The organism is Alteromonas profundi, assembly GCF_010500865.1.
Taxonomy (GTDB): Bacteria; Pseudomonadota; Gammaproteobacteria; order Enterobacterales; family Alteromonadaceae; genus Alteromonas; species Alteromonas profundi.
The window spans coordinates 1-25973 of sequence record NZ_JAAAWN010000013.1 but is presented as its reverse complement, the minus strand read 5'-3'; the positions used below and the strand labels follow the sequence as shown (position 1 = coordinate 25973).

22 protein-coding genes are annotated in these 25973 nt (G+C 42.3%); 19 read left to right on the top strand and 3 right to left on the bottom strand.

Annotated elements, in window-relative coordinates; genetic code table 11:
* Nucleotides 1–62 precede the first annotated feature (62 nt).
* The 16 genes from GTH32_RS10910 to GTH32_RS10835 all read left to right on the top strand — a co-directional run bounded on the left by GTH32_RS10910 (nt 63) and on the right by GTH32_RS10835 (nt 18361).
* Nucleotides 63–533 carry a hypothetical protein gene (locus GTH32_RS10910; protein ID WP_163085668.1) on the top strand — a complete coding sequence of 157 codons (471 nt, stop codon included), beginning with the start codon at nt 63–65 and terminating at the stop codon, nt 531–533.
* Nucleotides 533–2401, top strand: a complete 1869-nt coding sequence (locus tag GTH32_RS10905; RefSeq protein ID WP_163085666.1) for a glycosyltransferase family 4 protein — start codon at nt 533–535, stop codon at nt 2399–2401. Before GTH32_RS10910 ends, GTH32_RS10905 begins: the two co-directional genes overlap by 1 nt.
* Nucleotide 2402: 1 nt before the next feature.
* Nucleotides 2403–3572: a hypothetical protein gene (locus tag GTH32_RS10900; RefSeq protein ID WP_163085664.1), complete on the top strand. Its 1170-nt coding sequence runs from the start codon at nt 2403–2405 to the stop codon at nt 3570–3572.
* On the top strand, nt 3569–4672 hold the full coding sequence (locus GTH32_RS10895; protein ID WP_163085662.1) for a glycosyltransferase: 1104 nt from the start codon (nt 3569–3571) through the stop codon (nt 4670–4672). The genes GTH32_RS10900 and GTH32_RS10895 overlap by 4 nt, the downstream gene beginning before the upstream one ends.
* A 4-nt stretch (nt 4673–4676) precedes the next feature.
* Nucleotides 4677–5615, top strand: a complete 939-nt coding sequence (locus GTH32_RS10890) for a sulfotransferase family protein (RefSeq protein WP_163085660.1) — start codon at nt 4677–4679, stop codon at nt 5613–5615.
* A 4-nt stretch (nt 5616–5619) separates the two neighbouring features.
* Nucleotides 5620–7284 (top strand): hypothetical protein, encoded by a 1665-nt coding sequence (locus GTH32_RS10885; protein ID WP_163085658.1) that lies wholly within the window; start codon nt 5620–5622, stop codon nt 7282–7284.
* Nucleotides 7285–7288: 4 nt separating this feature from the next.
* Nucleotides 7289–8287 (top strand): polysaccharide pyruvyl transferase family protein, encoded by a 999-nt coding sequence (locus tag GTH32_RS10880; RefSeq protein ID WP_163085656.1) that lies wholly within the window; start codon nt 7289–7291, stop codon nt 8285–8287.
* Between the two features lie 64 nt (nt 8288–8351).
* On the top strand, nt 8352–9455 hold the full coding sequence (locus tag GTH32_RS10875) for a hypothetical protein (RefSeq protein WP_163085654.1): 1104 nt from the start codon (nt 8352–8354) through the stop codon (nt 9453–9455).
* Between the two features lie 16 nt (nt 9456–9471).
* Nucleotides 9472–10335 carry a WcbI family polysaccharide biosynthesis putative acetyltransferase gene (locus GTH32_RS10870; protein WP_163085652.1) on the top strand — a complete coding sequence of 288 codons (864 nt, stop codon included), beginning with the start codon at nt 9472–9474 and terminating at the stop codon, nt 10333–10335.
* A gap of 75 nt (nt 10336–10410) precedes the next feature.
* Entirely contained in the window at nt 10411–11775 is a 1365-nt protein-coding gene (locus GTH32_RS10865) for a glycosyltransferase family protein (protein WP_163085650.1), read from the top strand.
* Nucleotides 11772–12653, top strand: a complete 882-nt coding sequence (gene rfbA, locus GTH32_RS10860; RefSeq protein WP_163085648.1) for a glucose-1-phosphate thymidylyltransferase RfbA — start codon at nt 11772–11774, stop codon at nt 12651–12653. The genes GTH32_RS10865 and rfbA overlap by 4 nt, the downstream gene beginning before the upstream one ends.
* 62 nt (nt 12654–12715) lie before the next feature.
* The gene (gene rfbC, locus GTH32_RS10855) at nt 12716–13261 is read left to right on the top strand and encodes a dTDP-4-dehydrorhamnose 3,5-epimerase (RefSeq protein ID WP_163085646.1); all 546 of its coding nucleotides are present in this window, start codon (nt 12716–12718) and stop codon (nt 13259–13261) included.
* Between the two features lie 27 nt (nt 13262–13288).
* Nucleotides 13289–14155, top strand: coding sequence for a dTDP-4-dehydrorhamnose reductase (gene rfbD, locus GTH32_RS10850; RefSeq protein ID WP_163085644.1), 867 nt, complete (start codon nt 13289–13291; stop codon nt 14153–14155).
* 37 nt (nt 14156–14192) lie between these two features.
* Nucleotides 14193–15287, top strand: coding sequence for a dTDP-glucose 4,6-dehydratase (gene rfbB, locus GTH32_RS10845; protein ID WP_163085643.1), 1095 nt, complete (start codon nt 14193–14195; stop codon nt 15285–15287).
* Between the two features lie 88 nt (nt 15288–15375).
* A complete protein-coding gene (locus GTH32_RS10840; RefSeq protein WP_163085641.1) occupies nt 15376–17109 on the top strand; it encodes a glycosyltransferase family 2 protein in 1734 nt (577 codons plus the stop codon).
* 64 nt (nt 17110–17173) lie between these two features.
* On the top strand, nt 17174–18361 hold the full coding sequence (locus GTH32_RS10835) for a nucleotide sugar dehydrogenase (RefSeq protein ID WP_163085638.1): 1188 nt from the start codon (nt 17174–17176) through the stop codon (nt 18359–18361).
* A gap of 160 nt (nt 18362–18521) precedes the next feature.
* On the opposite strand, the gene GTH32_RS10830 is transcribed toward GTH32_RS10835, so the two are convergent.
* Nucleotides 18522–19448, bottom strand: a complete 927-nt coding sequence (locus GTH32_RS10830; protein WP_163085630.1) for a LysR family transcriptional regulator — start codon at nt 19446–19448, stop codon at nt 18522–18524.
* A 109-nt stretch (nt 19449–19557) separates the two neighbouring features.
* Between GTH32_RS10830 and GTH32_RS10825 the strand changes: the two genes are divergently transcribed.
* From GTH32_RS10825 to GTH32_RS10815, 3 genes are read left to right on the top strand one after another with little or no spacing between them, the layout of a single operon-like run.
* The gene (locus GTH32_RS10825; protein ID WP_163085628.1) at nt 19558–21234 is read left to right on the top strand and encodes an ABC transporter transmembrane domain-containing protein; all 1677 of its coding nucleotides are present in this window, start codon (nt 19558–19560) and stop codon (nt 21232–21234) included.
* Nucleotides 21227–22279: an efflux RND transporter periplasmic adaptor subunit gene (locus GTH32_RS10820; protein WP_163085626.1), complete on the top strand. Its 1053-nt coding sequence runs from the start codon at nt 21227–21229 to the stop codon at nt 22277–22279. The genes GTH32_RS10825 and GTH32_RS10820 overlap by 8 nt, the downstream gene beginning before the upstream one ends.
* Nucleotides 22273–23799, top strand: coding sequence for a TolC family protein (locus GTH32_RS10815; protein WP_343033422.1), 1527 nt, complete (start codon nt 22273–22275; stop codon nt 23797–23799). The genes GTH32_RS10820 and GTH32_RS10815 overlap by 7 nt, the downstream gene beginning before the upstream one ends.
* Nucleotides 23800–23864: 65 nt before the next feature.
* Here GTH32_RS10815 and GTH32_RS10810 read toward each other — a convergent pair whose 3' ends face one another.
* Nucleotides 23865–24740 carry a hypothetical protein gene (locus GTH32_RS10810; RefSeq protein WP_163085624.1) on the bottom strand — a complete coding sequence of 292 codons (876 nt, stop codon included), beginning with the start codon at nt 24738–24740 and terminating at the stop codon, nt 23865–23867.
* 98 nt (nt 24741–24838) lie between these two features.
* Entirely contained in the window at nt 24839–25642 is an 804-nt protein-coding gene (locus tag GTH32_RS10805; RefSeq protein WP_163085622.1) for a hypothetical protein, read from the bottom strand.
* Between the last annotated feature and the right edge of the window lie 331 nt (nt 25643–25973).

Below are 25973 nucleotides of genomic sequence, written 5' to 3'. Positions count from 1 at the left end.
GTGAACACTGTTTGTATTTAAGGTAATATCGCACCACGCACGGATAGGAAGTAAAACAAAGCATGAAACAAAAGTTAAAAAACGCAGTAAAACGCCTAATGGGGCGCAGTGAACTTAACTACCATATCGACGCAGTATCGAGCGATTTGGTAACAGGTTGGGCGGTAAATACTACGTCGCCAGCCAGCCCTTGTAGTGTAGAGCTTAAAGTGGGCGATAAGGTATTGGCCCGCACTACAGCAGCTACCTTGCGTGAAGACTTGGTTGCGGCGGGTGTAGGTAATGGATGCCACGGTTTTACCTTGCAACTTGATATGCTGCCTTTTTCAGCTGAAGCGCGCGATGCACATTTGTATATAAATGGTAAGCGTGTAACAAGCGAACCTATTGCACTTAAAAGCAGTTTCACCGATGTACTTGGTGAATTTTCTGTTGAAGTAGAGCGTAGAATGGATGCCTTGCTCGCTATTCAAAACGAACGTATGCAACGTGAATTTGACTATATTAAGAAGCAGCTAGAATCAGGGAAATAATGACAAATTTGCCATCTGAGGTAGTTGTATTTTGTCCGCTACCACCTAAGCCTAACGGTATTGCCGACTATTTTGCTGAGCAAATCCCACTTTTTTTAAGAACCACGCAAGTTACGGTGGTCATTGAAAATACGCACCCAGAGCCTATCAATATTTCACCTCGGGTTAATATTCTTCGGCTTGAAGAGTATATGTGGCAGCAAAAAGCATACGCCAATATGCCCCACATTTATCATGTAGGTAATAACCCCGATACACAATATATGCTAGAGGTATTATTGAGTAAGCCGGGGTTGGTGGTAGTGCACGATCTGAATTTGCATTACCTTATTGATTTAACAAACTTATCTCAGGGTGATAAAGACGGATATACCTTAGCATTGGCAAATAATTATGGTGAGGCTGGCTCCGCTATTGGTAAGCAACTTACTAAGTTCGGCTGGAAAGGCAAATTTATGCCTCACGAACTTATGATGAATGCCAGTATTATTAGTGCTGCAGAGCGCATATTAGTGCACTCAGAATACTCGGCAAACAAGATAGGTGCGTTAGGGCACCCTAATATTAGTGTTGTTCCTCATCACTTTTCGCCCGCGGCGAGAAAGTTTCAAGCAAAGTTAAAAATGCAATACCGGGGCGAGCTTGGTGTACCAGGTAATAAACCTGTTATTACTTCTATGGGGTTTATTGCCAAAGCTAAACAGATAAAGGCGGTGCTTCGTGCGTTATCAGAGCTAAAACAACAAGGGCTCGATTTTACGTATGTGTTAGCGGGGCAATGCAAACCCCATGAGTACGATGTTTTCCAAGATATTGCTGAGCATGGCCTTACCGACAATGTCATAGTAACGGGCTTTTTAGACGAAGATGCATTTTTCAAATATATGCTATCTTCCGACTTTATTGTTAACTTGCGTTACCCCACAGGAGGCGAGTCTTCAGGTACGTTAACCCGTGCTATGGGTATGGGGTTATGCTGCGTGGTCGTAAATATTGGGCCTTTTGCAGAGCTGCCAGAGCATTGCGCAGTTAAGTTAGACTGGAATGATGACTTTGATAGTAACTTACTATCACAACTATCGCGCTTAATTTCAGATCAGCAATATCGCGCAACAATTGGCATGAACGCGAAAAAGTGGGTAGAAAAAACACACAGCATAGCTACCACAACGAAAGCCTACCTAGAAGAGGCGGGAAAACTTACCGATACAACTACGTTTGAAAGCCGTGCGTTAAATAACCAAGTGGAAACCTATTTAACGGAAGCGTCTATTCGGCAATGGCAGTTGGAGAATGCACCCTCTAACGAGAACAACAATCTTTGGTGGCAAGCGAACCTGCTACCTTTAAGCGCACCCTCAGTGCTGGTGGTTACAAACGAGGCACAAGCAACCACAGAAGTGCTTAGCGCCTTGTACGGTTACAGCCAAAAGCAGTTATCAGTGCTTTCTGCCTCTGCGCTATGTGAACCTAGTGAGAATGGCGAACAGGTTGCTGCAGCGGCGGTAAATATAGATATTCATGCACTTGCAAACGACCCTGTTAAATGGCTTTGTCAGTTAAATACACGCCTAGCGTTAGGGGCTACCGCCATTGTTTCACTGGCCATTTCCGGTATTGAGCCCAGTATGCACGCGCTTGATAGAGCCAGTATGCAAAGCTATATGGAAGCGGCGGGTTTCTCGGTTGAGAAAACAGTAGCCGGTCCCTTAGATATAGATATGAACATGAAAGCAGAGCAGCATAATGAACAGTGGGTTTTTGCGTTAACTAAGCGTTCGTGGATGGCCAATATTAACCCGCCCGCGTATAACAATGGGGTAAGCGAACTTAAATGGTTAGTTACTCATTTAGAAGCAGGGAGCTAACATGAATAACAATCAAAGTTTGTTGTCGTACAAGCCCTTACAATCAGCTGCGCTGCGCCATAATATCAACCTTGATATATTAGTAACTAGCGCATTCATTCGAAGCATGCCCCATATTGAAAGTGCAATATTAGAGGTAATGCCGCAAAGTATTATCGCTAATTTAGCAATAGCGGCAGGTACGCAGGTCAGTTATCTCACCAATGCGCAACTTTGCGAGCAATTGGGCATGCCTTTTATACACGCAAGTAAAAGTGTAAATGTTCTTCCTATCGCATTAGCCGCTAAACCGCAGCAACGCGTATATAAAGCAAGAGTTGAGGCCGGTTTTGAAAAGTTATCGGCTAAGCCAGAACCTATTCGGCTTCAAACACCAGATACCTTTTTAGGCGGCAGGCGTAGTGTAAACTGGTTAGCGCTAAATACGGTGTGTCCAAAGATGTTGGCGGCAGCGAAACACACCGTAGCTAAACATAGGCCACTTATCAGTGGGCGCGTTCTTGCAACCCACACAGATGAAATTTCTGCCTGGTGTATAGAAAACGGCTATACACTTGTCGATAACTATTTAGAGCCAGTAGGTGGGCTAACTAGCGTTAAGAGCTGTTGGCTAGTGCCATCAAAAGCGCAACTTCAGCAAGTAAGAAACTTGCTAGCCCACCATGCCCCAGAGGTTAGTGCGCGCCTATCTATGGAAATGATGATTACCCAGTGTTGGCCTGCCTTAGCGGGCGAACACGATTTGCTTGCACGAGAAACGTACGACCTTCTGGTTCACCGTAGGCGTTGGTATTACCTTGATAATCTTCTGAATATTGGCCTGTACGATATAGACTCTGATGGTGAAAACTATTGGCGTTGGTTAGGAGATAAAGGCTGCCGGCTATTTTTACCGCTTCGTGCCGCAGGCCACTACGTATTGTCGTTTTCTATTTTCTCTTTGGTTGAAGGGCTATCCAATACACCTGTGCGTTGCTTTATTAACGGTAAACTCGCCAAAACGTGTGAAATATATGGTGGCGACACTATTTCAATTCCCTATTATGCGAGTGAAGAGGGTGGCATGGCTGAAGTGTTTATAGCGCCTGAGAAGAGTGTAGATGTGGGCGATCGCAAATTAAGCGTCTCACTTTCTGGTATTGTTGTAAATTGGGAAGAAGCACCACTATGAACAAACACGTATTAATAGTGTCTCCTATACCCTCGCATCCGCAATTTCAGGGCAATAGCGCACGTATTTTCCGCTTAAATCGAATGTTTCAGCAAACGGGTTATCACGTTCATTTTCTTTACTTCGGTATGGAAGGGTTAAGTGAAGAACAGCGAAGAGATATGGAGCAGCAGTGGGATTATTTTCATTTTATTAAGCCCGAAGGGCCTGCGGCCGAGCCCTCTTTTGGCGACTATTTCGATATAGATGATTGGTACGACGACAGAGTATCAGACTACGTAGATGAACTGTCTCAGCAGTGGCATTTTGATGTCTGTGTAACCAACTATGTGTGGTTTTCAAAGGTGCTGGATGTACTGCCAGAAACCACGCAAAAAGTGATAGATACTCACGATGTATTTGGTGATCGTCATATTGTAGCTAAAGAAGCGGGATTAGAGCCTGTATGGTTTTATACCACCAAGGAGCTAGAGGCCCACGCACTCGCTCGCGCCGATTTAGTATTGGCTATTCAAGATGAAGAAAAAGCATATTTTGAAAGCATTACACGTACGCCCGTTGAAGTTATGGGGTATGTTGTTCCAAATCAGCCGTTGGTAAGTAATAAGAATGATAAGTTAACTATTGGCTATATTGGCTCAGGCAACCCATTCAATATTGAAAGTTTACGCGTGTTTCAACAAGCGGTAATGGAAAACCCATCACTTATGCAGTCGTTTAACTTTTTGTTAGGCGGCACCGTATGTAAGGCGTTTTCGGAAATGAACGAAATTTTTGATATAGTTGGAATGGTAGACGATTTAGACGAGTTTTATCGCCAAATAGATATTGCTATTAACCCAATGGTGGGCGGTACGGGGTTAAAAATCAAGTCGCTAGAAGCACTAGCTTATAATAAGCCATTATTGGCTACAAACGACGCAATGGTCGGCATCCCCTCGAAGGACCCATATCATAAAGCGGCTTCAATAGAAGTCATGGTCGAAAACCTATGTGCGCTTGATGACAGCCGTTATGAGCTTTTAGCTAAAAACTCCAAGGATGTGTTCCAACAATACAACGTGCGACATATCAGCAATTTTATCAATTTATTCGGTTAAGTTAATGGATTTCCAGTTATACAAAAAAATGTTAAAGGAATGGGCCTATGAACAGGAACCCGTTTTTATAGTAGGGCCGGAAAGAAGTGGAACAAGTCTATTGTTCCAACAGGTTTCTAATCATCCAAAATTTTGTGACTTTTCTCATGCCACAGTAGAAACCTTCTGTTTTGTAAAGCCTTGGTTGTTACTAGAGCCCGCTGGTCCAGAAAACTACGAAATGCGTGTCTATCTAGGACAGAAGAACTTAAAGGTATTTCAAGACAGCATAGTTCCACTAATTGAAAGAAATAAGATGCTTTCATTGGAAGGAATGTCGCGCCAATATTTAAACCACCCCAAACGGGAAGAAATCTGGTTTGAGAGACGTTATAAACATATAAATCGGGCATTTTTTTATAGCTCTTGGAAACATCTAGGTGAAAAAAGGCTTGTAGAAAAAACTCCCGCTCATATTCGTTGTGCTAATGAAATATTAGAAACTTTTCCGAAAGCAAAACTGCTTATTTGTACTCGATCTCCAGGTGAGATAATAGCCTCCCATAAAAAAAGGTATAAAAAGGAAATTGAGTTAGGGAAGTCTGCAAACGACCCATCAATTGCGTGGCTCGCCCATTCAACCGAAGATTACATGAAGTACCTTAATAGTATTAATAACAATATTAATACGCTACTTGATGAAATGCCTGAGAGCGTAAAAGTGGTTCCTTATGGAGATTTGACAACATCGCCTGATAACACACTGGAAAATGTGTATCAATTTATAGGTGTTGATTACATAGATCCCAACAATATGACGCGTTCACGAAATGAACAAGCGTGGGATCCGCTCTTAAATAAAGCGCCCCAAAAAAACGAGGTAGATCTTACTGAAGAGCTAAGTAATGATGAAATCGACTTTATTAAAGTTAAAAGCCAGACTCTCTCGAATTTTTGGAGGTAAGCAGATGAACCTTTCAGTTCTAGAGAACCGGGTGATTGAAGAGCCTTCATCAGTAGTAGAAGAGTTGAAGCACTCAGATAACTTGAGCTTACCAGAAGAGAGGCTTTTTGCTCGTGCATGTGTTAGGGCGGGAATGCACGACTTACTTATTGCGCGTTCAAGTAACAATAAGGCTTACGAAAAAGACCCAGGTGTACTGAATTTTTATGTTCGGGCTTTACAAGCTAAAAACAAATGGGAAGAAATAGCCCAGTTAAACTCGTTACTACTCTCATCTAATAAAAGTAACGCATTAACACTTATTAAAGCATTTTTACGCACTAAGCGATTTGCAAACGCCGTAGAACTGGCGGAAAAATTTGAGTTTTCTGGAGAGGATAAGACTCGCGCGTCTTTTTTAGTGTTTCAAGCCCTAGTAAAAGAAAAGAAGTATGACTTAGCGATTTCTAAAGTGGCACAATTTGAGAAAGTTGAAAACGAAAACATTTTCAAATGGCACATACTTTCTATTGATGAGCTAAAAAGGTTAAAACCTTATGAGAACAGTTGGGTAGCGTTTGCACTGGCAAGGCTATTATTTAAGAAGCGCCAGTTCATAAGCGTAGTTTCTATACTCAAGCCTTTCATTGGCAAACCTCTACCATCAGCCTTAATTCAAAACTATATATTTAGGTATTATGGCGAGTCTTTGTGTAACACCTTGGCTAAGCAACCCTTGTTAAATGAACTACAAGTTGTTCTTGATGCGGCAAAGAATAATAGTGATCTTGATAGTTTTATCTCATTATATTCTGGCCATATGATGCATATTGCTGGAAACTTTGATCAGGCCGTAGCTAAATTTAATAGTGCAGACGAGTCGTTATATAGCCTGCCAAGCGATAAAGGCGCAATAACGGTAAGGTCTTCTGAACAAATTGATAACCTTCCGGTGGCCAAGCACGAAACTATAACCTTCGATGAAAGAAATAAGCGCACTGGCAATGACCTAGTAACGGTTGTAGCAAGTGACAGTAAATACTTTTTACTTTTTTTCGAGATTTATCGAACATCGTTCCAGTCGAAAAACCCCGGCTATTTATTACACTTTCACATCGTAAATCCTTCTAAGGAAGTAATAAAGAACGTTGAACAGTATCAAGATAAATTGGAAAGCGTAAACTTTTCTTTCAGTAACGCTAAAAGTTCAACCAATATAAAAGCGCTATACGCTTCAGTACGCTTTTTAATAGCGCCCCAATTGCTTAACTACTATGAGTCTCCCATTTTAATTACCGATATAGATGTCGGGTTTGCTGGGAAATTATCTGAGTTTGGGTTTGAAAAAGAACCAGCCGATGTATCGTTTAAGTTGAGAAATGGTAGCACTTTATTTCCTTGGCGGCTGATACCAGCCAATACTGTTGTATTCAACAACACAGAAGGCGCATTGTCATTTTTGGAATGTTTTTCAAACTATTTTTATTCCATATATGGTGATGGAGAAGGAAGTAATATTTGGTGGATCGATCAATCTGCATTGTTTTCACTTTACAAATATTTTAATAACCCCACAGGTCGGGTAACGTTTAATAATTTATATGAATCTAGCGATATAGACTCGCTATTATTGTTTCATCAACCGTTTGAAACTAAACAAGAATTTATAGATAGAGTTTTTAGTGAGTAATAATATGAAATTAGGGATTTTAGGGTACTTTGGTTTTGGTAACTATGGCGATGAACTCTTCCATCAAGTGTGGAACAAAGAGTTCTCAGATGCTGAGGTAATTACATTCGAGGAAGTTACAGGAATCCCTAAATGCATGCATTCGGAGCCTGCAGACAGAGAAAAGTTTGTTGATAACATTGACGCTCTACTAATCGGTGGAGGGGATTTGATTCGCCCACAAGGAAAAATAAACTATTGGTATAAAGAGCTTTTAAGCAAACCTGTTTTTCTCTATGGAATAGGGGTAGCTACGTGGTTGGGCCATGAAAAGAAAGTAATTGCTCAAATAGTAGAATTTCTAAAAAATGACGCTGTTAAATATATCGGTGTACGTGATATTGAAAGCTACAACTGGATTGCAAAGCAAGCGCCTTCGGTAGTTGAGAAGCTTTATGTAACACCTGATATTGCTTTCTCTATGGATAGAGTAAGTGTACAAAAGCCCAAGCAAAAACGTGTAGGTATCATTACTCGCCACCAAAAAAACTATGAGCCAAATAGAATTGAGCAGATGCGAAAGATAGTCGATATCTATGTAGAATGCGGCTACGAAGTTGTAGAAATTCTTGCATCAACCGGCCCAGAAAAAGAGTGGGATATTGAAGGAAGTCGATCGTGGGATTTGAAAATTCCCGTTAAAACGTTTGAAACTGATGAAGAAGTGACAAAGGCTATTGCCGAGTGTTCATTAATCTACAGCATGAAATTCCATGGATGTGTAGTTGGTCTTGCTCACCATGTTCCTACCGTCTCTTTGCTAAAAACAGATAAGTTCGTGAACTTGTATAAGTATCTAAGGCTTGACACTTGGTTAATTGGCGGCGACAAACGCAAGATTAAATTTGAGAAGCCAGAGAGCCCAAGGCCACAACTTTGGAACAACATTGATACGCTTATAGGCTTTTCACGTAGCTCTCTACTTAGCCTTAAGTTGCAAATTACTGCTGAAGTCAATAAGTAAGGTTATAGGTTAGTTTGTTATGTAAGCTGCTCATTGAGCAGCTTTTTTAGTTGAGTTACGAAAATTGAATATACTTATACATATTGGTCCTCCAAAATCGGGAACATCAGCTATTCAAAAATGGCTCTTGAACAATGTTGAGGAGCTTAAAGGGCAGGGCGTTTTTTATCCAAAGCACCTAATCGACCCTAATGGGGTTAGTTCTGGAAACCTATTGTCTCTGTTCACCCGGGTAAAAAAAGGTAAACTAGAATTTTCAGAAACCAAAAAACAAGAATTGCTTCGCGATTTTGAGTTATCAGGGTGTTCTACCTTATTGCTTTCTTCCGAGTTTTTCTTTCTTCAACACCCTATTTTAGCTGAGGTATTTCCTACAGCTAAGTTTATTGCATATTTACGCTACCCGGTTGAAGTAATCGAGTCGTCTTATAACCAAGGTGTTAAACGGCATGGGGAAGTAAAAAAGCTAGGTGTTCCAGCTAAACCTAAGTCTTTTCAGCTTAAAACGCTAGAGCGATTTATTAAAAGTGTAGGTAAAGAGCGCTATATTTTAAGGCCATATCATGACGCTTGCTATGTAGGTGGCTCGCTCATTAGCGACTTTTGTCACGTGCTAGGTTTACCAAGTTCAGTATGCCATTCAGAAACTAATCACGAGCGTGTAAATACCTCTTACTCTCTTGATGCTTTAGAGTTTAAGCGGTGGTTCAATCAATTTCAGCTAGGTGAGCTTCAGCCCGTGTTGGATAGGTTTTTACAGTCTTATTCAGCTAACGCCACGGGGTATTCTTTAATTCCCGCTAAAACTTTTAATTTATATAAAGAAGAATACGTTAGCGTGTTACAAAACTTTTGTAACAATTACGACGTACATGCGAGCGACCTGTTTGTGAAAGAGTGTATGGCCATACAACAGAAACCTTTTAAGAGGCAAGATATCTCCGATGAGGATTTTGAACGTCTGTTGAAACAGTTTTTTGCGTATAAAAATGTGGCTCAGCAGAGTCTCTACAATAAGTTAGTTAATGACTGGGATGTTAATGCCGACATTAAAAAGCCTGAGCGTATAGCGATGATAAAAAAGAATGTTTCTTTTTTTACCAAGCTTAGCATTTTATGGTTTAGTTCCATTCAAAAATATTTTAGAAAAATTTCTTTTTCAAAGTGAGTATAAGGGATTATATATGAAAAGATTTGCCATTATTGCTAATTGCCAACGACGACCTATAGTTCAAGCGTTAAAAAAGAATACGGACTTTTCTGCTAACTTTCTTGAGGTCATGCTTCCGCCAGTGTTCCAGATGGAGGATAAACATTTCAGGCATTTAGAAAACTGGCTTCCCAAACTAGACTTAATAATCTATCAGCCAGTCGAATCAGAGACTTTTAAAACTGCACGTTCAGCGAATATTGAAAATGTGGTGCCTAAGGCTAAGCGCCTGAAAATTCCAAACCTCTACTTTGCAGGCTACCACAGTGGCTTGGTTAAGTTTGGTGTCGAATTAAATAAATTTGACGAGTATAAGCGCCATATTGAGGTTTGTGGCGTTCAACATTATAAGTTCTTGATACATTGCTTCCAAAAAGGTCTTTCCGTAAGCGAGACTTACTCTCGCCTTGTAAATCATGAACTTCTTAGCTCCGATGATATTGTGAATAGCTGCAATGAAAGTATAAGTGTTCTTCGACAGAGGGAGGTAATGGCGGGGGTAGATATACCTGTATCAGAGGCAATAGCGCAAAACTTTAAAAGTACGAAGTTATTCCACATCCATAATCATCCTAGCAATCATATGCTAAGTATTTTTCTTGGCTCTTTGTTTGATAAATTGGGGCTTAAAGAAAAACCCCTAATTGAGGGACCTGAGTTGCTGGCTCATGAATACCCTCCTATTTTGCCGAATGTAGCCCAAGCATTAGACTTAGGGTTTTCACACACAGAAGGCAAGTTTGCTGATGAATATGTAACTACAGAAGAATGGGTTGATAATTGCTTTGCTTTATACAGCAAGGTGCCAGAGTACATTAAAAATTTTAGAGCAAAATAACCCTATATAATTTAGTTGCTGTTTTTTCGATGTATTAGTCATAAATCTACCGTTTTTAAGGTTTTCAATATATCTATGGATTCATTTAACCACTATCTTCCATGGACATTGAAGAGGGTTAAGCAAATCGCCCCTGAGGTTTGGGAGAGATTACTTTTGCCCAGCCAAAATGTAGAACAAGATCAAAAGATCCCAGTGACTAACCTTATGGTGTTGCTATACGAAAAACTTCATGGGCATGCAGATTTAAAAACCTTTAACAAGCGCGCGGAACTTATAAGTTGGTTCAATCAGTATGGTAGAAGCATTTTTAACATCGATGACCTCGAAAACGTACTTTCAGGTAGTGTAAATGAATGTTTAACGCTAAAAACCGGAGGGGTAAATCTAATAGGCTACAATCGAGGGCGGTTAGGGTTAGGCGAGGATATTCGAGGCTATGCCGCCTTACTCGATAAGATGAACGTAGAATACTCTATACTGCACATTGGTCACCCTACCGACGACCCGCTAAATTATACCCACCCGAAAGAGGGGCTACCAACGTTCGACCGCTCTGTATTTTTCCTCAACGCGATAGAATTAGAAAAGCTCGTTAATCTATACAACAGCTTTGATAGCACATTCGGCCGAGCCGTTGCTGTTCCGCCTTGGGAGCTTGAAAAAACGCCACATGAATGGACGGCTACACTTGCTTACTTCGAACAGGTATGGGGAATATCTGGTTTTGTCACAAAAGCGTTGGAGAATGTACACCATAATACACTTTACAGCGCACCAGTTGTCTTGCCCCCAAAGATCAATAACAGAACTAAAGAAACGCAAAATCAACCGTTTCGCTTTTTGTTTATCTTTGATGCGGGCTCTTTCATAGAACGTAAAAACCCCCTTGCCGTAGTTAATGCCTTTCAATCTGCCTTTTCACGTTATGAAAATGTAGAGCTAGTTATAAAAGTTTCTAATAGCTCTGAAAGCGCCCACTGGCAAAACGTTGAACAAAAAGCGGCATCCGATAGGCGCATTAAACTGATTCGAGGGTTAATAACCGAAGCAGAACTTTGTCAGCTTTGGGATACCGCTAATTGTTATGTTTCGCTACATAGAAGTGAGGGGTTTGGCAGAACTATGGCTGATGCAGTGTTGCGAAAGTTGCCTGTTATTGCTACTAACTATTCAGGTAGCACCGACTTGTTTCCTAAAGATTACGACCTTTTGGTTGACTATACCCTAGTGGCAATAGAGACTGGAGAATACCCCTTTGCCCAAGATGCTAAATGGGCGTCTGCTTCTATCGAGGACGCAGCCAAGAAAATGCAATTAGTGTATGAAAATAGACGCTCACTCGCGCTAAGTGAAACAGTGGAGTCAGCTTATCAGCATGTTCAGCAAAGGTTTGGTTTGGACAATCAAATTCGCCCATTAAAAAAGTGGTTACTATGAGAAAAGGAATAATACTCGCAGGTGGTTCTGGCACACGCCTTCATCCACTCACAAAAGTGGTAAGCAAGCAACTGATGCCGGTTTACGATAAGCCCATGATATTTTATCCCCTGACTACGTTAATGATGTCGGGGGTAAAAGATATCCTTATCATTACCACACCGTCAGAGCAACAGCGCTTTATTGAACTTATCGGTGATGGGAGCGATTTAGGTATTAATGTTCAGTACGCAGTTCAGCCATCTCCCGATGGTTTAGCGCAAGCATTTTTAATTGGCGAAGAATTTATTGGTAATGACAGTTGCACATTAGTGTTAGGCGACAATATCTACTACGGCCACGATCTTAAACGGTCACTTCAACATGCGTATAAACAAGAGCATGGTGCTACTGTGTTTGGCTATCACGTCACCGATCCTGAGCGCTATGGTGTGGTAGACTTTGACGAAAATTGGAATGCGCTATCTATAGAAGAAAAACCTGAAATCCCCAAATCAAACTACGCGGTTACTGGGCTTTATTACTACGATAATCGTGTAGTGGACTTTGCAAAAGAAGTAAAACCTTCTCATCGCGGCGAGCTAGAAATTACCGATCTGAATAACCTGTATTTGCAAGATGGAAGTCTAAAAGTTGAATTGATGGGCCGTGGCTCTGCCTGGTTAGATACAGGTACGTTAGACTCGTTATTAGACGCTGCCAATTTCGTTGCTGCAATCGAAAAACGTCAGGGCTTAAAAGTATGCTGCCCTGAAGAGGTAGCTTACCGTATGGGTTATATCGACGCTGAGCAGCTTGCAAAATTAGCAGCGCCACTTAAAAAAAGTGGTTATGGGAATTATCTACTTAAAGTCATAAACGATAGAGTTAAGAACTAATTCATGGTAGGTACAATTTTCTTCGTTTGTAATATAGCGGTTAGCTTGTATATGGAATCTCTATGCAAATAGTAACAACAGACATCCCAGACGTAAAAATTATAGAACCTAAAGTTTTTGGTGACGAACGTGGTTTTTTCCTAGAAACCTTTCGCACCGATTGGTTTAAAAAAGAATGTGCCGATGTAGAGTTTGTGCAAGATAACCATTCTAAATCGCGCCAGGGCATTCTGCGTGGGCTTCATTATCAGCTAGAGCAAACCCAAGGCAAGCTAGTGCGTGTGGTGAGCGGTGAAGTGTACGATGTAGCAGTAGATATGCGCAAAAACTCACCTACGTATGGTAAATGGGTAGGCGTGTTACTTTCTGCAGAAAATAAACGCCAACTATGGGTGCCTGCGGGCTTTGCCCATGGCTTTTATGTTACCAGTGAATCGGCTGAGTTTGTTTATAAGTGTACCGATTATTACCATCCAGAATCGGAAGTGTCGGTTAAGTTTGACGACCCAACCCTTGGCATTACCTGGCCCTTAGTAAACGGAGAAAAGCCTTCGCTTTCTGCAAAAGATGAAGATGGTTTAGCATTTGAAGATGCCCCTACGTTTTAAGCGAAAGAGCAAACAAAAGGACGAACAATGAAAATTGTAGTTATTGGTAACGCCGGGCAATTGTCTTACGAGCTGGTACGTATATTAGGTAGCAACACAATATGCTTAGGGCCAGAAGATACAGACATTACTAATGAAGCCGTACTGTCGGATACATTATCTTCACTTTCTCCAGATGTTATTATTAATGCTGCTGCATATACTGCGGTAGATAAAGCCGAAGAAGACATTGATGTGTGCCACGCTATTAATGCTACGGCGGTTGAAAACTTAGCAAAGTATTGCAAAAAAGCGGGCGCGTTTTTAGTGCATGTGTCTACCGATTATGTATTTAATGGGCACAAAGGGTCGCCTTACTTACCAAACGACCCCATTGAACCCCAGGGCATGTACGGAAAAACAAAAGCAGACGGTGAAAAAGCGTTATTAGACATTTTGCCTGATGCAAGCTGCCTAATTCGCACCGCATGGGTGTATTCGGCCCATGGCAATAACTTTGTAAAAACCATGCTTACCCTTATGGCTAATAAACCTAAACTAACGGTGATAGACGACCAAATAGGTACGCCAACGTGGGCAAAAGGCTTGGCTGATGCGTGCGTAAGTGCTGCAAAAAATAAAATCGTAGGCGTGTATCACTGGACAGACGAAGGTGTAGCTAGCTGGTACGACTTTGCATTAGCAATACAAGAACTGGCCATTGAAAAAGGCTTATTAGAAAACGCCATACCGGTACTGCCTATACCAAGCAGCCAATATCCAACGCCTGCTAAACGTCCGCCCTACAGTGTATTAGATAAAACCTCTGCACGAGAGGCGTTTGCGTCTTGTCATCCTACGCACTGGCGCAAGCAGCTATCGGCCATGATGGACGAGATTAAAGCGGCGCAATAAGTAACTACAAGCAGAATTTGAGTTGGGTAGATAAAACATGAGTAAAACAATTTTAGTTACAGGTGGCGCAGGGTTTATCGGCTCAGCGGTGGTACGCCATTTAATTAACGATACCGATCACACGGTAGTAAACCTGGATAAGCTTACCTATGCGGGTAACCTTGAATCGCTTACCTCTGTTTCAGATAACCCGCGTTATAGTTTCGAGCAGGTAGACATTTGCGATGCAGAAGAACTAAAGCGGGTTTTTACTACCCACCAACCCGACATTGTTATGCATTTAGCGGCAGAGTCTCATGTAGACCGCTCCATAGATGGGCCAGGCGAATTTATTCAAACCAATGTGGTAGGCACGTACACCTTACTTGAGCAAGCGCGGGCGTATTGGTCGGCCCTTGAAGACGATAAAAAAGCAAGGTTTAAATTTCATCATATTTCTACCGATGAAGTGTATGGCGACTTACCCCACCCAGATGAAGTTGAACCAGGAACTGAGCTTCCTCTTTTTACTGAAACAACCCCTTATGCGCCTAGCTCGCCGTACTCAGCAAGTAAAGCAAGTTCAGATCAATTAGTGCGTTCATGGCTTCGTACTTACAAGCTACCCACGCTGGTAACTAACTGCTCTAATAATTATGGGCCCTATCACTTCCCTGAGAAGCTTATTCCTTTAGTTATTCTTAATGCGCTTGCCGGTAAACCTTTGCCTGTTTATGGTAAAGGTAACCAAATTCGCGACTGGCTATATGTTGAAGACCATGCCCGTGCATTGGTATTGGTTGCGCTTAAAGGCGAAATTGGTGAAACCTATAACATTGGCGGCCATAACGAGAAGCAGAACATTGAAGTAGTGCAAACCATTTGCGCCATTTTAGATGATGTTAAGCCTAAAGACGGCGCTAATAACCAAACGTACGCAGATCAAATTACATACGTGCAAGACAGGCCTGGTCACGACATGCGTTATGCCATAGATGCCTCGAAAATTGAAAGAGAACTCGGGTGGAAACCACAAGAAACCTTTGAGAGCGGTATACGTAAAACCGTAGAGTGGTATTTAAACAATGAAGATTGGTGGAAAGCCGTACTAGACGGTAGTTACCAAGGTGAGCGTTTAGGGGCGGGTAGCTAACCCCGCTTACCCTAAATCGTGATATGATATTTATGCCGCATATAATTGCGGCTTTTTTATTTAGCGCGCTAAGGAATAAAGAGACAGCATGAAGAAGTATGCAATGCTAACCGTTAAAGGAGTTATTGGGCTGTTGCCTCCTTCTTTAAAAAGTAGGTTGAAGAAAAATGCCAAACTGACAGAGTTTTATAGTCGGTCTCTTCAGCGTTCTGGTTTGTTTTACGGCTTTCCAAGTAAAAAGAAACGTATGGCCATGTACAAAGATTTTTTGCGAAAGCAGGATGCTGTACTCAGTGGCAATGTTAGCAATGAGCGCGTAAACGTAGTTATCTTTGGGAGTAAAAATGCTCAAGCTACGCTGGCCTCTTTAAAGCACAATGAGCAGGTTAATCATGTTGTAGTAATTGAGCACGAGACATCAAATGTTAATGCGCCAGGACATGGGCAATTACGTAACAATACTCAGGTGGTCTCTACATTCAATGACGCAATAGCCGCGTTAGATTTATCTCTACCTCTGCTTATGCTTAACGAGGGAGATGAGCTTACTAAAAGGGCGTTAGCTACCTTTGTTAATTTTCTTACCGATTATCCATTGGTATATTGCGATACCGATAAGCAAAGTAAAGCAGACCGCCCCAGCGAACCCAACTTTTTCCCTGCATGGAATCCCGACCTGCATTTTAGTAGCGCATATGTAAGTACTGGCGTACTAATGTCTCCCGCTCTGTTAGCGCAATTAAACACTAGTATTTGTAATAAGTTAACTACAATAGCCCAACTTGTCGCTAGGTTTTGGTTAAACGGAATTACCAATACGATAGGGCATGTACCTTTTACCTTAGTTCACGCACATAAAAATAAAGCAAAAGAAAAAGCGTACTTGTCTGGGGTAGCTCACGAAATAAAAGTAGGCGGTAGAGCCTCTGTATCGGTTAACAATGAACTTCGTATAAACCAAGTAAGCTGGCTTAGCAAAGAGCAGCCACTGGTGTCTCTTATTATCCCCACCAAAGATGCGTGGGAGCTGGTTAAAGCCTGTATTGAATCAATTCAACAAAAAACCACATATACGAATTACGAAATATTACTCATCGACAATGGTTCCACAGACGAAACCAGCTTGGCATATTTTTCCCAGTTAGCCACACAACCGAAGGTGAGAGTGCTTCCTTACCCTGGCCCATTTAATTATTCTGCAATAAATAATTATGGGGTTAAGCATGCAAATGGCAGCATTATAGGTTTAGTCAATAACGATATAGAGGTGATTAGCCCCAACTGGTTAACCGATATGGTAGCCCACGCTCAGCGAGAAGATATTGGATGTGTAGGGGCTAAACTGCTGTACTCCGACGGTCGCATTCAGCATGCTGGTGTGGTGTTAGGTTACGGAGGCGGGGCAGGGCATGCGCATAAATATTTTCCCCGCTACCACCCTGGTTACTTAAAGCGTTTGGTGGCTACGCAAAATTATAGTGCGGTTACAGCGGCGTGTCTGCTTGTAAAAAGAAGCCATTTTGACGCTGTTGGAGGGCTAGATGAAGTTAACCTTACCGTGGCATTTAACGATGTAGACTTTTGCTTACGCGTGAGAGAGTTAGGAGTAAGGAATTTATATTGTGCAGAAGCCGAGCTTTATCATCATGAATCGGTGAGTCGCGGGTTGGATATTTCGCCTGAAAAAGCGGCTAGGTTTAATAAAGAGCTTCGCTATTTAAAAAATTCGTGGCAGTCTATTATAGATGCTGACCCAGCATACAATCCCAACCTAACGCGTAAACGAGAAAACTTTTCGTTAAAGATAAAAGAAGAGTATTAGAGAGATTGCGGTTAACATTGCAACTAGCGTCAATATTAGAGAGAACACACTGGAGAGAGGGTAAATGGAAAGTGCGATGCAGAAGCTAAAAATTGCGGTAGCGGGTACCGGTTATGTGGGGCTGTCAAATGCTGTACTTCTAGCGCAGCACAACGAAGTGAAGGCGGTAGATTTAGTCGCGGAAAAAGTAGCGCTACTAAACAACAAAAAGTCACCTATCGAAGATAAGGAAATTACTGAATACTTAGTCTCGAAGGAACTTAACCTAGAAGCCACATTAGACCCCGAAGTAGCATATAAAGATGCTGACTACGTAATAATAGCCACACCTACCGATTACGATACCCAAACAAACTATTTTAATACCAATAGCGTTGATGCGGTTATTAAAACTGTGATGAGCATTAACCCCGATGCAGTCATGGTTATTAAATCTACTGTGCCAGTAGGGTTTACCCAAGAAGCAAAAGAACGTCACGGTACAGATAATATTATCTTTTCTCCTGAATTTTTACGTGAAGGCAAAGCACTGTACGATAATTTATACCCAAGCCGAATTATTGTGGGTGAACGTAGTGAACGCGCTGAAACCTTTGCTAACTTACTGCAGCAAGGCGCAATAAAAGAAGAAATAGATGTGCTATTTACCGATAGTACAGAAGCAGAAGCTATTAAGCTTTTCGCCAACACCTACTTGGCCATGCGGGTGGCCTACTTTAATGAACTTGATAGCTATGCCGAGCGTAACGGCCTAGATACTAAGCAAATTATTGAAGGGGTAGGGTTAGACCCCCGTATTGGTAAGCATTACAACAACCCCAGCTTTGGTTACGGGGGGTACTGTTTACCAAAAGATACTAAACAGTTATTGGCAAACTACAGTGAAGTGCCAAATAACATGATTCAAGCTATTGTAGATGCTAACCGCACACGCAAAGACTTTATTGCCGATTCTATTGTTAGCCGCAACCCTAAAATAGTTGGCGTGTACCGCTTAATTATGAAGTCGGGGTCGGATAACTTTCGCGCCAGTGCTATCCAAGGCATTATGAAGCGCATTAAGGCTAAAGGTATTGAGGTGGTGGTTTACGAACCGGTACTTGAACAAGAAGAGTTTTTCCGCTCGCGTGTGGTGAACGACTTAGAAGAGTTTAAGAAGATTTCTGATGTTATTGTGGCTAACCGAGTTTTACCCGATATTGAAGATGTTATCGATAAGGTATACAGCCGCGACTTATTTGGCGCAGATTAATCGATAGGCCAAACTAACCTACCGGTTTTGGTGTAGCAGCTATTACTGTCAGTAATTTATAAAAAAGCGACGTCGAATGTGCGAATTGATGTCGCTTTTTTAATGCTGAATACTAGTTGTACGTTTTGCTACTCTTTCATGCCGTTAATTTACGCTATTTCTACTCATTGCCTGTCAACAGCGCCGAGCCCCCAGCACTCCCCAATACCGCTTTGGCCTGCAATATAATGGCTTCGCTAATGGTATAGTCGGTTCTGCTTTTACCGGTAATAGCAAAATAGCGTTCGCTAATGCTAACAACCTCGCCAATACAATGTACGCCATATTGCTTTTCTACGTGGGCGGCAATGGCAGAAGGCGCACAAAACACACCAAAGTTTTCGCTGCCAAATAATTTCAATAGTGCACTATCGTCAAATTCGGCCACAATATTGGGAAATATTTGTTCATCAATTAACCATTTACTTAACGCACTGCGTATACCCGAACTACTACTTTGTAGCAGCAGGGGCATTTCGTTTAAACAAGTGGGAAAGTGCTGATGCTTGTTAAGCGTGTGCTTGGCAAAAAAGCTTAAACTTGAGTGTCCAAGAAAGTGGCTATTTGCGTTAACTTGCGTGCCCGGCGCTATACCTCTGTCTGAAACAATAAAGTCGATAGCATTAATGGCTAGCTCTTTAAGTAATCCATCTAAGCTATCTTCTCTTATAATGTATTTAACGTTTGAAAACGCGCCCATAGTTTGGTGCACAAAATCATAAAACAGCACCTTTGGAATGCCGTTAGTAATACCTATTACAAATTCGCTATTGGCATGATCAATGGGCGATTTTAGTATTTCAGCTAACTGATTGCCTTTTTGAAATATTTCACAGGCATGCTGATAGGCTATTTTGCCCTTTGCATTTAAATGTAGCCGTTTATTTACCCGTTCAAATAGCGCATAACCAAGCTGGCGCTCAAAGGTGCTAAGTTGTCCACTTACTGTTTGTGGGGTAACGTGAAGTAACGCAGCGGCTTTCGAAATACTTCCTTCGCGGGCAATAACATAAAAATAGTACAAATGATGATAATTGAGATGGTGCATAAATCAGTTTTTATCGATGTTCTTTTAAGAATATAACAGATTTATTCTTGGTCATTCCTGTTTTACAGTACATACATGTAGTACACACAGTGCTCATTAAGAAGAGGTTATGGGAAAAACAGTCGATTTACGTAAAACCCGCAAAACGCTATTTCGGTTATTAAAGCCGGAGGCCGGCTTTTTCTGGGTTGCCATTGCCTATGGGGTGGCCATTAGTTTAATGACATTGGCGGTGCCTATTGCGGTACAAACCCTTATTAATAGTATTGCAAACATTGGCTCTACCCGGGCGGTTATCATTCTGGCTACGGTGCTTTTTTTAACCTTGTTTATCTCGGGTATATTCAGTGCCTTACGTATGCGCATTATGGAGTTTTACGAGCGTAAGGTGTATGCCAGGCTAACCGCAGCGCTAAGCTTGCGTACTATTATGGCCCCGCATAGTTTTTTTGAAGGTAGAAAAAACACCAATATTACCCAGCGTTATTTCGACATTATGACGCTGCAAAAAAATATTCCCTCGCTCATGATCGATGGCTTTGCCTTAGTATTACAGATGCTGGTGGGGTTTACCTTAGTGTCTTTTTATCACCCCGCCTTATTTGCTTTTAATTTAGTGCTTATATTGGTGATGTACGCAATATGGAAAATTTGGGGGGCAGGGGCGAAGCGCACCGCTATACAATTATCGAATGCTAAATACGAGTCGGCTAAGTGGCTAAACGACATTGCCGCCGCCCATGAATTTTTTAAGTCGGCGGATCATGCTGAGCACGCGGGCAGAAAAACCGACGGCTTTATTAGCAATTATATCGATAAACATGAAAACCATTTCCGCTATACCTTTTCACAGGTAGTGATGTTTCTACTTTTATACGCCTTTGCTAGTGCTGCTTTGCTCGGGATAGGGGGCGTGTTAGTGGTACAGGGGCAACTGTCTATTGGGCAACTGGTGGCAGCAGAACTAATTATGTCGGCGGTATTTTTTGGGTTATCGCGTTTTACCCAATACCTAAAACTGTATTACGAGCTCTACGGCGCTGCCGACAAAATTGGCTCGGCGCTAACTATTCCTCAAGAAGAGGTTAATGAAGATGCTAATCGTGTACCGCGCTCTACCCAGTTAGTGTTTAGCCATTTGGTTATTAGCCATGGCGACGATAGCTGTTTTATCGATACCACGTTAAAGGCGGGCGGCAAGTATTTTGTTACCTCAAACAAAAGCTGGGTACAAAAACAGCTTACCGGTTTAATGAAACGGTATGAAAAGCCGAATAAGGGTGAAATTTTACTTGGCGACTTGAGCCTTTACGACTACGACACATACGAGCTGCGCCAAGCCATTACTATTCTCGATAGGTCGCTTATTGTGGAATGCACTATTGAAGAATACTTACGTTTAGCAAACCCTAGTACCAGCATAGCGCAAATGCGCAGTGCACTAACGAAGGTAGAGCTTCTAGCCACCGTTGATGCGCTACCGAATGGCTTGTCAGAACCTATTTCGGTGTTAGGGGCACCTTTACAAGCGCTGGAATTTTTGTTGTTAAAGCTAGCAGCCATACTTATTGCCGAACCTAAAGTGCTTATTATCAATCAGCATTTCGACGCAATTCCGCAAGAATTGCGGGTACGCTTGCTTGATATACTCGACGATCTTAGCTGCACTGTACTGTATTTTACCAATACGCCACAAAGCGATAGGTTTACGGGCACCATTCATCTTCACGACGATGTAACTGAGTTAGTAAATAGCAGTACTACGAAAGGAGCGAGTGATGAATAGTGCAGAGAAGCGTTTTCTTTACAACGTTAGCTCATTAACACGGGTAACAATACCTAAGCTTCATCGCGTTATTTGTGGGCTCATTGTATTTTTAGTAATAACTGCGGCGGCGGTGCTGTATTTTACGCCGTGGATGCAAACCGCCTATGGTACGGGCGCAGTAGATACCCTCGACCCTAAAAATAGAACCCAAGCGATAAGCGCCCTGATAGACGGGCAAATTAAGCAGTGGCATGTGCGTGAAGGCATGCAAGTTAAGGCGGGCGACCCTATTGTGACCTTGGTAGACATAGATGCCCAACGATTAGATAAATTAGAGTCTCAGTTAGCGGCGGCAAAGCTTGAAAACGAAGCGAACGAAACGGCCGTAGCTAACGCACAAAATAACTTAGCACGGCAAAGTGCGTTACAGGCCCAAGGGTTGGTTTCGCGTAAAGAGGTAGAACAAGCACAAATAAAGCTACAAGAGTTAAAAGCTAAAGCAGCGGCGTCGGTTTCCTATATTAATGAGGTAAGTATGAGCTTGTCTCGTCAAGCTACGCTAACTAAGGTAGCGCCGGTAGACGGTACAATAGTAAGGCTTTTTTCTGGCGGTGTTTCAACTTACGTAAAGGCGGGGCAGGTATTGGGGCAGTTTATTCCTGCCAATGTCGAGAAAAGTGTACGCATAACGATTACAGGGCTAGATGCGCCGCTGGTAAAACCCGGTGCAAAAGCACGCCTTCAATTCGAGGGATGGCCGGTGTTCCAGTTTAGTGGTTGGCCCGGTAGTGCTATTGGTACTTTTGGCGGTGAAGTGGTTTATGTAGAGCCTTTTGCTAACGAAACCGGCGCCTTTCAAGTATGGATTAAACCCGACGAGTCTGATGTTCCTTGGCCAAAAGAAAGTTCGGCGCGGTTGGGCAGTAGGGTAAAAGCATGGGTGCTACTTGAAGAAGTTAAACTAGGCTATGAGTTGTGGCGACAGCTAAATAATTTCCCCCCTCAGCAAACATCACAGCAAGGCACACAGCAAACTTCAAAGAAGGTGTCTACATCGTGGTAGCAATACAAAAACGTAAACGGCTGAAACTCATACGTTCATTACGCATAAAACACTTTAATAGCGTATTACTGTTGGCGGCAGTGGGGCTAGCGTCGAACGCACAAGCTAGTTCGAATGTAACAACAGGAGGAAAAAGCGAAGTTCAAAGTGAACACCTAGTTATTGCTAAGCAAGGCACCCAAGCACCCACGTTAACGGCGCTGCTTCAATCAATGCAATTTCGCCATCCTTATTCACGGGCAATAAATGAAGGCAGCATTCAGGCGCAGGCAGATATAGATATCGCGCAAAGTGCGTTCGACCCCTACGTTGAACAAGATAGCTTTTCGCGCGTGTCGGGGTATTACGATGGTACGTCTTTGCAGCAACGGGTTATTAAGCCTTTAGAAAATTACAATGCCTCGTTGTTTTCACAATACCGTGTTACCAACGGTGACTTTCCTGTGTATGAACAAGAATACCAAACCCTTTCAGGCGGAGAAGCCAGCGTAGGGGTAGCACTTTCTCTCTTAAAAGGTAGAGATATCGATAAACGCCGGGTAGGAATGAAGAACGCGCGTTTGCAGGCCGAGTTATGGCAAGCCGAAGCTAATTTACTATTGAACGAGTTTATCTATAAAGGCATTAGCGATTACCTTATTTGGTATGAAAGCGCCTTACAGGTTCAAGCGGTCCAGTCACTTTTAAATAATGCCGCTGAACGTGAGAAAGCAATTTCTACCCGGGTTGAAAAAGGCGATATGGCTGAAATTGAACTTACCGAGTTTAAAGCCAATATTCTGCAACAAAAATTGCTGGTGGAAACACTGAAACAAAAGCGTGATGGGTACAGCCGCGCGGTATCCTATTTCTGGCGCGATACTAATGGTGAAGTTATCGATTTGGCCAGTGTTACCACTATGCCTACCAACATTGAATGGCCTTTTTGGGTGGGCGAGGCGCAAGTGCACGCGCTTAAGAAGCGTATAGCTGCCCATCCTGTGCTTACCCGTTTACGTATAGAGCAGGCGCAAAACGAAAACAAAATTGCGTTGGCGCAAAATACGCTATTACCTAAGTTAGATATAAAAGCGTCAATTGCACGGGACATTGGTGCGGGCGCTGCGTCGTTAGAAGAAACTGAGGGGAAACTAGGCTTATCCTTCTCGTATCCTTTAGGTAACCGCAAAGCCAAAGCAGAAGTGGTTAAGGTACAGTCGAAGAAGCGCCAAATTGAAGATAAATTAACGGCTACCCAAGAGCGTATCGTTCAGTCATTTGAACAAGCATATACGTACTGGCAGCAAGCTAAGAATATTGCTGCACTTCAACAACAGAACGCCCGGTTAGCCAGAGAGTTATCGTTAATGGAACAAAAGCGTTTCGATGCGGGCGATAGCGATATGTTTGTGCTAAATGCCCGCGCATCGTCTGAAATTAAAGCCCAGATGAAAGAAATTGAAGCGCAGGTTGACCTACTTAAAGCTGAGCTCGCCTTATACAAGGTAGCGGCTGCGCTACTGTCGTATGACTATCAGTAAAATAAGCGATAAGTTAAACGAAGAACCTATCAATCATCTAAACCAAAACCAAACAGGATACCGGCCTAACCTTTACCTTTACCTTCACCGTACACCTTCTGTTTGTTGTACTTCATAACAAAAGGAAGCAGCGCCGCCGGGGCCAGGTAATCGGTTTCGTTAAACCAGCGATGATCATAGTGCACCTTTTTTTTACGCGTTTCGCAATTGCGCATAGGGTTACCAAAGAGCACGTGATGCTTAGATTGCGCTAAGTTTGCGCTTTCTTGTCGTTTAGGTAAGGCCAAAAAGTCATCGGTAAGCGACAGTATTGCAGGTGGATCAAAACAAAAAGGTTCATAGCCGGCGGTAATGTAAGGAAGCCCTAGTGAGGCTAACAGCGACTCTCTCTGTTTGTTGTCTTTATGCCACCGCAACATTTGATACCAATGGTGCCCTTTTACTTTCTTTACCCCTTTTCTATTTTGCGAGCGTGCTAGCCGGGTTTGCGAACACGCGTAAGAACGAACGTCGCGAATTAGAAATACGACGGTAGGGTCTATCTGCGTATCGTCTGCCAGTAGCTTTAAGTGTTTTACGCCTTTAGAAGTATCTATTGCCCGCATATCGGTAGTGTATATTCTAGCGAATTCACGTAGTAGCAACCGATAAGCGTTTTGAAAATAGTGGGGGGAGGTAGGCGATACAATATCTTCGGCAAGTAGCTTACGTAAGGTTGGCCCCCAAAAGTCGCATGTACTGGCAGGCTGGCCACAGCTGCAGGTATTCTCAGTGGCATAAAGCCAAAACTGAGGACCTTTTCTTAGCACTTGATATATTTCGCCTAACGAAACCGTATTTTGATGGCAGGCTAACGCCATAGAAAACACGGTGGAGCCAGAGTGAGACAAACTGGTTAAGCACGTTACTGTAGCGCGAGTAGAATGTGTTGAAGTAACCATAATAATATCAAAATAAAGCGTATGTTTATTAAGACTGCACTATGGTTAAGAGGTTTAGCTGTTTACGGTAACTTTACAAATTTGCTTAAATGTTCATGCTAATTAGCTTCAATGGCGGAATTAAAGTCGGCTTCACTCAGCCCTGCCGCCATTGCATATTCTTTTAATTTGTTATGCTGAACGCCCGCATGCTGCGCAGTGCTTAATATACGCATTACCTGCTCACGTTGCTCAACCGACTCGCGTACCGCAGTTTCTACAACATCCTGCGCGCGGTTAGGATAAATTGCTAATAACGCATCTACTACATACTCACCCACAAAGGGAACGGCGTTTAGTGCGCTAGTCATAATTTCTACTAACTTACTAGGGTGCTCTTTAGACAGGGTTTGTACAATGCTGTCTGCAGCATGGGGCTGGGTCAGTACAGCTACCCGTACAATCTCATCTAATTCTTCTGGCGTAGATAAAGCGGCAGCCTGAACAACAAAGTCAACATAAGTAGGTTCAGCCTGAATAGCTAATTGAACAATACTAGGGCACGAGCTAACTTCTTTTTCTATAGCAAGTTGTACAATTTCTTCGGTTGAGCTTGGTTGTGCCGAAATAGCTGCGAAGATAATTTCTCGGTACTTATCTGGATAGGTATCTAACGCGATATCAACAATAGATACTATTTCTTCTGGATAATGCCCTGCTATAGAACTTATAGCGCGGCCCACAGACATAGTTTGATCGACCTGACGTACAAGGAAGGATGTTTGAAAATGTTTATTGTGTAGATTAGAAGAGCTTGTTTCTTCAATAGTAGTAGCCTGTTCATCTGCGGATTGTGCAAGTGACGGCACACTAAAACATACTGCACACGCTGCTGCAGTTAGCGCTGTGGTAACACGAAACATAAAATCCACCTTGTAATTATTGCATAGTCGTAACTAACTAAGACGTTTTATCGACTACTACTTTATAGGAATTAACATCTCATCCTATTAGTAATTAGTCCATATTGTCTACTAATTATGTCATTTGAGTGAAAAATAGTCGCTTAGTTCAATTTGTTCAACTTTTTGCATTAAAGTGCTTGATCTTTAGTTTGAGATCTCTAAAATGCGCATCCGCTTCGGGGGAAAAGCAAAACAGCAAGCCTCCTGAAGTAAGTCTCTACTACCTTTGTAGGTCAGTAAAGACGGGAGTTTAGAAGAAACGCTTCAGAAAATAAATTTTCAAAAAGTG

What these genes read in the sequence shown, in the direction of transcription:
- GTH32_RS10910 (WP_163085668.1), top strand. Translation starts at nt 63, where the DNA reads ATGAAACAAAAGTTAAAAAACGCAGTAAAACGCCTAATGGGGCGCAGT.
- GTH32_RS10905 (WP_163085666.1), top strand. Translation starts at nt 533, where the DNA reads ATGACAAATTTGCCATCTGAGGTAGTTGTATTTTGTCCGCTACCACCT.
- GTH32_RS10900 (WP_163085664.1), top strand. Translation starts at nt 2,403, where the DNA reads ATGAATAACAATCAAAGTTTGTTGTCGTACAAGCCCTTACAATCAGCT.
- GTH32_RS10895 (WP_163085662.1), top strand. Translation starts at nt 3,569, where the DNA reads ATGAACAAACACGTATTAATAGTGTCTCCTATACCCTCGCATCCGCAA.
- GTH32_RS10890 (WP_163085660.1), top strand. Translation starts at nt 4,677, where the DNA reads ATGGATTTCCAGTTATACAAAAAAATGTTAAAGGAATGGGCCTATGAA.
- GTH32_RS10885 (WP_163085658.1), top strand. Translation starts at nt 5,620, where the DNA reads ATGAACCTTTCAGTTCTAGAGAACCGGGTGATTGAAGAGCCTTCATCA.
- GTH32_RS10880 (WP_163085656.1), top strand. Translation starts at nt 7,289, where the DNA reads ATGAAATTAGGGATTTTAGGGTACTTTGGTTTTGGTAACTATGGCGAT.
- GTH32_RS10870 (WP_163085652.1), top strand. Translation starts at nt 9,472, where the DNA reads ATGAAAAGATTTGCCATTATTGCTAATTGCCAACGACGACCTATAGTT.
- GTH32_RS10865 (WP_163085650.1), top strand. Translation starts at nt 10,411, where the DNA reads ATGGATTCATTTAACCACTATCTTCCATGGACATTGAAGAGGGTTAAG.
- rfbA (WP_163085648.1), top strand. Translation starts at nt 11,772, where the DNA reads ATGAGAAAAGGAATAATACTCGCAGGTGGTTCTGGCACACGCCTTCAT.
- rfbC (WP_163085646.1), top strand. Translation starts at nt 12,716, where the DNA reads ATGCAAATAGTAACAACAGACATCCCAGACGTAAAAATTATAGAACCT.
- rfbD (WP_163085644.1), top strand. Translation starts at nt 13,289, where the DNA reads ATGAAAATTGTAGTTATTGGTAACGCCGGGCAATTGTCTTACGAGCTG.
- rfbB (WP_163085643.1), top strand. Translation starts at nt 14,193, where the DNA reads ATGAGTAAAACAATTTTAGTTACAGGTGGCGCAGGGTTTATCGGCTCA.
- GTH32_RS10840 (WP_163085641.1), top strand. Translation starts at nt 15,376, where the DNA reads ATGAAGAAGTATGCAATGCTAACCGTTAAAGGAGTTATTGGGCTGTTG.
- GTH32_RS10835 (WP_163085638.1), top strand. Translation starts at nt 17,174, where the DNA reads ATGGAAAGTGCGATGCAGAAGCTAAAAATTGCGGTAGCGGGTACCGGT.
- GTH32_RS10830 (WP_163085630.1), bottom strand. Translation starts at nt 19,448, where the DNA reads ATGCACCATCTCAATTATCATCATTTGTACTATTTTTATGTTATTGCC.
- GTH32_RS10825 (WP_163085628.1), top strand. Translation starts at nt 19,558, where the DNA reads ATGGGAAAAACAGTCGATTTACGTAAAACCCGCAAAACGCTATTTCGG.
- GTH32_RS10820 (WP_163085626.1), top strand. Translation starts at nt 21,227, where the DNA reads ATGAATAGTGCAGAGAAGCGTTTTCTTTACAACGTTAGCTCATTAACA.
- GTH32_RS10810 (WP_163085624.1), bottom strand. Translation starts at nt 24,740, where the DNA reads ATGGTTACTTCAACACATTCTACTCGCGCTACAGTAACGTGCTTAACC.
- GTH32_RS10805 (WP_163085622.1), bottom strand. Translation starts at nt 25,642, where the DNA reads ATGTTTCGTGTTACCACAGCGCTAACTGCAGCAGCGTGTGCAGTATGT.